Consider the following 7,965-nt stretch of genomic DNA (forward strand, 5'->3'; position numbering starts at 1 on the left):
TGCAATCTCTCGTTCCACTGCTTTTCGTTCCAATGTTCATGAACTGAAGGGGGCAGTCATGTTTGTGCTTCTATATATCCTCCATTTCACTATACTAAGCCGTGTTATTATCGGGCAAGTATATGCGTACTATTCTTTCGGTAAATCAATTTAGGGAATGTGAGCAAAAGTCACCTATTCCTGTTGAGGAGCTTATTTCCAGAGCTGGAGCGGCCGTAACGGAGGAAATAACTGCGCGTTTTCCCAAGTCTTCGGCTCTTGTTTTGTGCGGACCAGGCAACAATGGCAAGGATGGTGTAGCTGTTGCACGCTTACTTAGGGATCTTGGCTGGCAGGTCAGAGTTGTGGGGTATAAAAGCAACATGCTAGATGTTCCCCCAGTGCAATTTGACAATTTTGAAACAAGTGAGTCGATCATAGTTGATGCTGTGTTTGGATTAGGGCTATCAAGACCTATAGAAGATGATTTGCGAAAGGTCATTTATAAAATAAATGAAAGTGGCAAGCCCGTAGTATCTATTGATCTTCCTACTGGTATCAACGGAGATACAGGGGAAATAATGGGTTCTGCGGTGCGTTCTGATCTCACGGTGACGTTTTCATGTCTGAAGTTTGGGCATGTGATTTCTCCTGGACGATACTACTCAGGCGAAGTCAGTATAAAAGATATTGGGCTACAGGTATGTTCGGCAACAGCATACTATAACACGCCGTGTTTGTGGAGTGGGTTGATACCGCGTCCAAGCCATGAATCCCACAAATACAATAGGGGCTACGCTGTGGTATGTTCACCAGGAATAAGAGCTGTGGGAGCGGTAAAACTCGCTGCACTGGCTGCATTGAGGACATGCCCCGGTGCAGTAGCAGTTGCATGTAATGATAATGAGATTGCTTTATATGCTAGTGCTCTTACTTCTGTCATGTATAAGCAACATGACAAGATTATGCGTGATAGGAGGGTCACAGCAGTGCTTATTGGACCTGGATGCGAGGAAGAAGAGGTTGAACTTCGTACTAAGGTGCTTGAGGTACTTAGAGATCAGGATAGGTCATATGTTTTGGATGCAGGCGCGCTTTCTGTTTTTCAAGGCTGTAGCGATATGCTATTCAACGGCATTAATGGCAGGAAGGCTGTGTTAACTCCTCATGAGGGTGAGTTTAGGCGTATTTTTCCTGATCTTAGTGGTGGAACTGTGGAGAGGGCAAAGAAAGCGGCCAAAATGTCTGGTGCTATTGTTGTCTTAAAGGGGCATGATACAGTAATAGCATCGCCAGACGGTAGAGTGGCGGTGAACAATAATGCTCCCAGTGCCTTGGCCACAATCGGAAGTGGAGACGTTCTTGCTGGTATTATTACAGGACTTGTGGCATCTGGCATGGATGCTTTTTATGCGGCTTGCTGTGGTGTATGGGTGCATGGTGAATGCGGGAAGAAGTACAGGCTGGGGCTCATAGCTGACGATATAGTATGTGGGATCCCTGAAGTTTTATCGTCTCTATAGTAGGCCATAAACATCCCGTAATGCTCTTTTTCATAAGGTTGATGCGATATTCATGTGCATGGTAGGTGGTAAAACGGTACGGTGGCGAATTGCTCATACGGTTGATGAATGTAGAAAGTAGCCTGAGGTTCATTTTTGATAAACGCCAAGATTTTACTTTAAAAAAGAAGCATTATTCAGGTAAATAGCCACTTCTTGTCAGGTGTATTTGTTCTAATGTTTTCGGTATGTGTTATTTGTGAAGTGGATAAGCAGTCCGGAAACAGAGCATATGACACAGAGACGGTACAGAACACTTGGTACGCATGACAGCTAAAGTTCCATAAAGCGTGGAGTGTAGCGATGTTCTAGAGCATATTGGTCTGGGGAGATCCCTCTACGCACACCTTTGTCTACTTGCTATAGGATATGGTCGCTCACAGTGTGTATAGAGTTTCCTTAATGTAAAATCTGCATAGCGATGAAAGTAAGTACCTGCGTGGTTAACCTTATTAAAAGGTGGAACTGCGGCAGTCCATTGTTCCTGTCACTATCATACCCGTAAACAAAAGGGAGGGTTGTCTTTTGCGAAGGCTGACTTGGATAAATATAAGCAGGGAAGTTTCCGAGCTTGGGCACGCCTGGAAGGAGCGCAATATTAACGTATGCTAAGGTGAACTATGCAGTAGTCTGTGAAAAGTTTTCCTACATGAAGATGCATTTGTGTTGAGGAGTAGGCCATCTAAGGTGTCGTATTTAGAGCATGCTGTTAAATCGTCAAATTGTTCAGCGTAATTGGAGCACATGTGCCTGTTTCATTAACATGCTGTAATCCTGAAAGTCTCCATTATCTGTGGATAGTGAATAAAAAAAGAATAACGGCACCGCAGAGTTATATTGTAGCAAGTGCTGAAGTATAGGGGGGGGGTAAAGCGATCCTTTGTTGTAGGTATATTAATTGATCCGGTGGAGGATTAACAAGGTGGGGTGGGCGGTGTCCTGGATTTGTGAGCACTCTGCTTGGTTCTATGGTAATTGTGTGGAGCAAAAATGGTATGCGTTGGGTAAGTGAGTATTGCCGAGTCCTACAGTCACAATTTTACATTACCTTGCAAGGGCATGAGTATAGGAACATAAATGCGTAGAAACCGCTGGGTAGCACCTTTGGTTCAAATATAGCGAATAATAAACGTTTATTGTTACATGTGGTGTATGCCCGGTAGTGTTCTGCCACGGCGCATCGTTTTTTGCGTAGCTATATTTGCGCTGTCGTTTGTTCGTGATAGAAGCTTGTAAAATCCTTCTTTAGTTTCTTTGTAGTGCTATTTTTTAAAGATCTGAAGCAAGCTAATCGCGGACGTAATATCTGCACTGTTCGCAGAAAAGTTATGCTTCGAATAGATAACTCCGCAATATGACTTTCTGGTACATGTCGTAATATTATAACTTACGGTTTCCTTCTTGTGCTGATATCAGGTAACGCATTTGTTAAGTTCTGAACTAATGGAGCTTGAGTATAGACTAACAGGGTAAGGTACGGTACCCGCGTCGTTCTTTGGTACAAAAGAATGCATTACACTACGTGCGCCGCGGCTAGCAGCGGTTTTGTACAAGTCACCTCTGTATTTTCTTCGCACATGTACTAATTAATTTAGATATATCCAGTTATTGTATGATATCTCAACATTTGATAGGCACATATTATGGTATAGTAATACATATTTAAATCACATATGTAAGTACTAATATAAGTTCTGCCAGGATGCGTTTGTGTAAAATGCTGTAAAGGTCCTGTTGATAGTTGTTACGTTCTGTTGTATATGTTTGACCTTCGTGGAAACACTTTCTATCGTATAGGGTTTTTATAGTAGCCTGGTTGATTTTACAGAATTTGCGGAATCAAAACACTTTCCAAGACTTCCGTTTTATAATATTAGGTTGCTAGCTTCCATCGGGAGCATGGTTTGTAGGTTGAAAATGGGCGTGGTTATTGTAGAGTCTCCTTCTAAGGCAAAGACTATAAGCAAATATTTGGGAAAGAAGTTTAATGTTGTAGCTTCGTTTGGCCACGTTCGGGACTTTCCTGCTAAAAGTGGGTCTGTAGATCCGGATAATGACTTCCTGATGAAATATGAGCTGATAGCCAAGTCAGAGAAGCACATAGACAAAATAGTAAAGGTAGTGCGCGGTGAGAAAAGTGACATCTACCTAGCTACGGACCCGGATCGTGAAGGGGAGGCAATAGCATGGCATGTCATTGAGATATTGAAAGAGAAGGATGTTATAGCAAAGGATGTTGCTGTAAAAAGGATGGTCTTCAATGAAGTGACAAAGAGAGCTGTCACCGCAGCTATAGATCGCTGTCGTCCTATAGATATGGATCTGGTGCGCGCACAGCAGACCAGACGGGCGTTGGATTACCTTGTTGGGTTTACGCTGTCTCCGTTGTTATGGAGGAAGTTGCCTGGGAGTAGGTCGGCGGGGAGAGTTCAGTCAGTTGCATTGCGTCTTCTCTGCGATAGGGAATACGAGATAGAGCAGTTTAAGTCTAAGGAGTACTGGGATATTTCCTGCGATATGCAGAACAAAAACTCAGAGGGTTTTGAAGCGGTTTTGAAGTATTACGACGGAGAAAAGCTTGATAAATTTTCCATCACAAACTCAAAGCAGGCAGAGGAGTACGCAAAACGAGTAAGTAGCGAGAGCTACACAGTTGCTTCGGTAGAGTCAAAGAAAACAAAGCGGCATCCATATCCGCCGTTTATAACATCTAGTTTGCAACAAGATGCATCTACAAAACTGGGTTTCTCGGCGAAGAATACCATGATGATTGCTCAGAAATTGTACGAGGGCATTGACATAGGGGGAGAGACGGTAGGTCTAATTACCTATATGCGTACTGACGGGTTTTATATTTCTGAGGAGGCGATATCGTACATACGTGACACCATAAAGATGCAGTACGGTGAGAAATACCTTTCAAGCACGGTCAGACATTATACAAAAAAGGTAAAGAATGCTCAGGAAGCGCATGAGGCTATACGTCCTACCGACATCACCATGCTTCCTGAAAATCTTGCTAAGTACCTTACTGCTGAGCAGTTAAAGATTTACACACTCATATGGCAAAGGACAATAGCAAGCCAAATGGAATCTGCGGTGATAGATCAGGTGGCAGTTGATATCAGATCTAAATGTGGAAAGATAGGGCTACATGCGACGGGATCAACGCTGAGTTTTGATGGATACTATAGAGTTTACGGGCCAGAAGACGGCGATAAGAGAAGCATGCTTCCTAATCTTCAGGAAGGCGAAAGCTGCAGTTTACTCAATGTGAGGCCTAATCAGCATTTTACGCAACCTCCGGCAAGGTACAGTGAGGCGAGCCTTGTAAAGAAAATGGAAGAGATAGGAATAGGTAGGCCTTCAACGTATGCAGCCATAATTTCTGTTTTGCAGGAGAGAGATTATACGCATCTTGAGCAGAAGAGATTTATTCCAAGCGAAAGGGGGCGCATAGTGAATGCGTTCCTCACGAACTTTTTCAAGAGATATGTCGAGTATGATTTTACCGCGAATATGGAGGAAGAGCTTGACCTCATTTCCAACGGTAAAATGATTTGGAAGGAAGTATTGCGTCAGTTTTGGGACAAGTTTATAGCTGATGTTAGTTCTGTAAAAACCATAGAGGTCAGTGAAATACTGAAGGCCATAACCAGAGATCTGGAGAGCTATGCGTTTCCCGTTTCGGATACGGAAAACAGCACTAGTAAAGTGTGCCCAACTTGTGGCACTGGAGAGCTAGTTCTCAATATTGGCAAGAGTAATGCATTTTTGGGCTGTAATAGGTATCCTGAATGCAGATACACCAGGGGTATAGGCGATGAGGCAAGTGCGTCAGTAGGGGACAATGCGCAGCGTGTGTTGGGTATAGACACCGCAACACAGGAGGAAATTTTCTTGAAAAATGGGCCGTATGGGGAATATCTTCAGCTTGGCAATAGCACGAAGCGCGTTTCAATTCCGAAGGGAATAGGGGAGATAAATATTGATGTGGCAAGGAAGATTATAGCCCTGCCGCTGACTCTTGGGCAGTATCCGAATACCGAAAAGGACATAAAGCTCGGTGTTGGCCGATTTGGGCCGTATATATTATATGAAGGAACGTATTTTTCTGTAAAGGACAAGGACGATTTTCTTAGTTTAACCTGCGAAGATGCCATACGTATCATCGATACCCAAGCTGATAAGAAGGCAAAGCTATTGGGCAAGCATGGAAATGGTAAGGAAATATACGTATGCAAGGGAAGGTATGGTTTTTACCTTAAGTGTGACAAAGTCAATGTTGCAATAAAAGGTAAGTCTGCCGATATAAGCCTTGAAGAAGCAGTTACATTGTTAGATCAAAAAATGTCAGGCTCTACCAGTTAGAGCCGCGAGTTCAGCGTTGCGCTGGGTAGAATCTGGAGCACATTACATTGCGTTTTATCGACACACGGGAACTGCAACAGAAACTAAGCATACAAAATGAGGCATTAACGCGAGCCTAATTAGAGTGGGTGTAAAGCTAGAACAGAACGCATTGCCTTTAGCCGGGATGGCATGAGTAATTATGCACCATAGCACGAAATCCTGCCAGCATTGGTAATGCTATTACTGATTAAGATCTTTCATAAAATTCTCAGTGCTTTCCGCGCTCGTGCAGGACTCAGCACGAATTTTGTTACATTATCGTTTATTGTAAGTCAGAAGCCTAACCCATGCTATTAGGCGACACAGTCGCTATTTATGGAGCTATTGGCAAAGGTAGACAAAAGCATCTTTTAATACAGCTTGTTTCTTGGTCATTGCGAATCTGTAGTGCTTTCAGGTTTATAGACCTTTCTGTGCTCTGCTCTTAGGAATTAGAAAAACAAACTGGAGACAATACCCGCCTTCAGTGAGACAAAAACCGCACCACTACAAACAGCAGTCCGTTCTTAGCTGTCACCGCAACAACGCACGTTGCCTAGTTCTTCCTAAACTTATCAATGAAGATTATGTTATCCTCAGTAGTTAGAGAAGACATAACATCCAAATCATCGTCATTGTCGGAGTCTACTTCCATTTCAAGCTCTATGTCTCCATACTGCTCAAGATCAAGCGAAAAGTTCGAAAGCATATCTACGTACTTCACGATTGCTCGGAATGGAACAGTTATACATTCCTCCTTTCCCCTAAAGCTAAGCACAACACTAAAGCTACTTTCGCTCACGGTCAGCTCTCGGAATTGGTACTGCAGCACTATCGTCATACTCTCTGGGTACTGCACCTTCAGGTAATCAGGAAGAACGACGCCATTGCAGTTCGTCAGGAAGGATACTGCAACGTGCACGTCTCTAGAAGGAGAAAGCTTTGAAAAAAAGCACATAGCTTCCCTGACCACACCGCACATAGCGGTATAGACCAGCCTGCGATAATCTACAAGATCACTCATACAACCTCACGCATAAAACAGCGATCGCCCCCTACAAAGGCCAACCTACCACGTAGCAGAGTACCACCATTATACCAGAAATCAACACGGGCGTTAAAACAAAACAGGCCCGCTGCATACTGCCATACCCGACACAGATACGCACATCACTATCACAGGGGAACAAACATCAGAAGGGAGGGCTTTTCTGTTGCCCGGTAAGCCCCCAAACCGCGCTAAAAACACACTAGGCTGCAGCTACGAAAGCTTGTTCCACGTTGTCATTAGCGGCAACGAAATCATCGTTTGCACTTATAAATTTAACCCAATTATACGGCTGGAATCACCACCGAGCAACGGAGAGCTCCTTTATTGTATCTGTCTAACCTGTTTCATCCCCGCAGATCAAGTGGAGATGCCGAGCACTGCCCTCGGGTCCAAAATACCTATTCCGAGTAACCTTTATTGCCATAGTGAAAAGATCACGGCCAGATTATATTGCCACAATGCCACAAAGTCAAGATCGCAGACGCCATGTAAAGGGAAGTACGAGCTCCCCGGGTCGGATTCGAACCAACGACCTACTGGTTAACAGCCAGTTGCTCTACCGCTGAGCTACCAGGGAATAGAAAACGATTGCCGCAACAAAAACGTGCGCGAAGCATAAAAACCTCAGCACGCCACAAAGCGACTCTAACCTATATACCGCATTTGTGCTTTTTTTCCACAAAATTGAGAAAATTTTTGCAAACCACTTGGTAATGTAAAGGCATTGGTACAAAGGCTAAATCTCAAGATTGTATAATCAGGCAGTATAGACAATTTCCTCTCCTATGAAATCAGGGGATGTTCTTCATCTTAATCTGTATGTAAAACGGCCAGAATACCTCCTGCAAGGTATTGCACAGTTAGAAACCAAACTGATAATAATGAATTACTTGACGTCATAACAGACGAAAACACACTCAGCATATGCTGATACGCAGAGCTGATACGCAGAGCTGATACGCAGAGCTGATACGCAGAGCT

3 protein-coding genes, 1 tRNA gene and 1 other RNA gene are annotated in these 7,965 nt (G+C 43.7%); 2 read left to right on the forward strand and 3 right to left on the reverse strand.

Translation table 11 applies throughout. From position 1 onward, the window contains the following. Window positions 1-122: 122 nt before the first annotated feature. Both PGW94_RS04015 and topA read left to right on the forward strand, forming a co-directional pair. Window positions 123-1,502: an NAD(P)H-hydrate dehydratase gene (locus tag PGW94_RS04015; RefSeq protein ID WP_271758880.1), complete on the forward strand. Its 1,380-nt coding sequence runs from the start codon at window positions 123-125 to the stop codon at window positions 1,500-1,502. Between the two features lie 1,956 nt (window positions 1,503-3,458). Beyond that, the gene (gene topA, locus PGW94_RS04020) at window positions 3,459-5,912 is read left to right on the forward strand and encodes a type I DNA topoisomerase (protein ID WP_271758882.1); all 2,454 of its coding nucleotides are present in this window, start codon (window positions 3,459-3,461) and stop codon (window positions 5,910-5,912) included. Between the two features lie 577 nt (window positions 5,913-6,489). Here topA and PGW94_RS04025 read toward each other — a convergent pair. The 3 genes from PGW94_RS04025 to PGW94_RS04035 all read right to left on the reverse strand — a co-directional run bounded on the left by PGW94_RS04025 (window position 6,490) and on the right by PGW94_RS04035 (window position 7,561). After that, on the reverse strand, window positions 6,490-6,957 hold the full coding sequence (locus PGW94_RS04025; protein ID WP_271758884.1) for a ClpXP protease specificity-enhancing factor SspB: 468 nt from the start codon (window positions 6,955-6,957) through the stop codon (window positions 6,490-6,492). 175 nt (window positions 6,958-7,132) lie between these two features. Continuing rightward, window positions 7,133-7,461, reverse strand: a transfer-messenger RNA (tmRNA) gene (gene ssrA / locus PGW94_RS04030). Window positions 7,462-7,489: 28 nt separating this feature from the next. Next, window positions 7,490-7,561, reverse strand: a tRNA-Asn gene (locus PGW94_RS04035). Window positions 7,562-7,965 lie beyond the last annotated feature (404 nt).

Source organism: Candidatus Anaplasma sp. TIGMIC, from assembly GCF_028204095.1.
Taxonomy (GTDB): Bacteria; Pseudomonadota; Alphaproteobacteria; order Rickettsiales; family Anaplasmataceae; genus Anaplasma.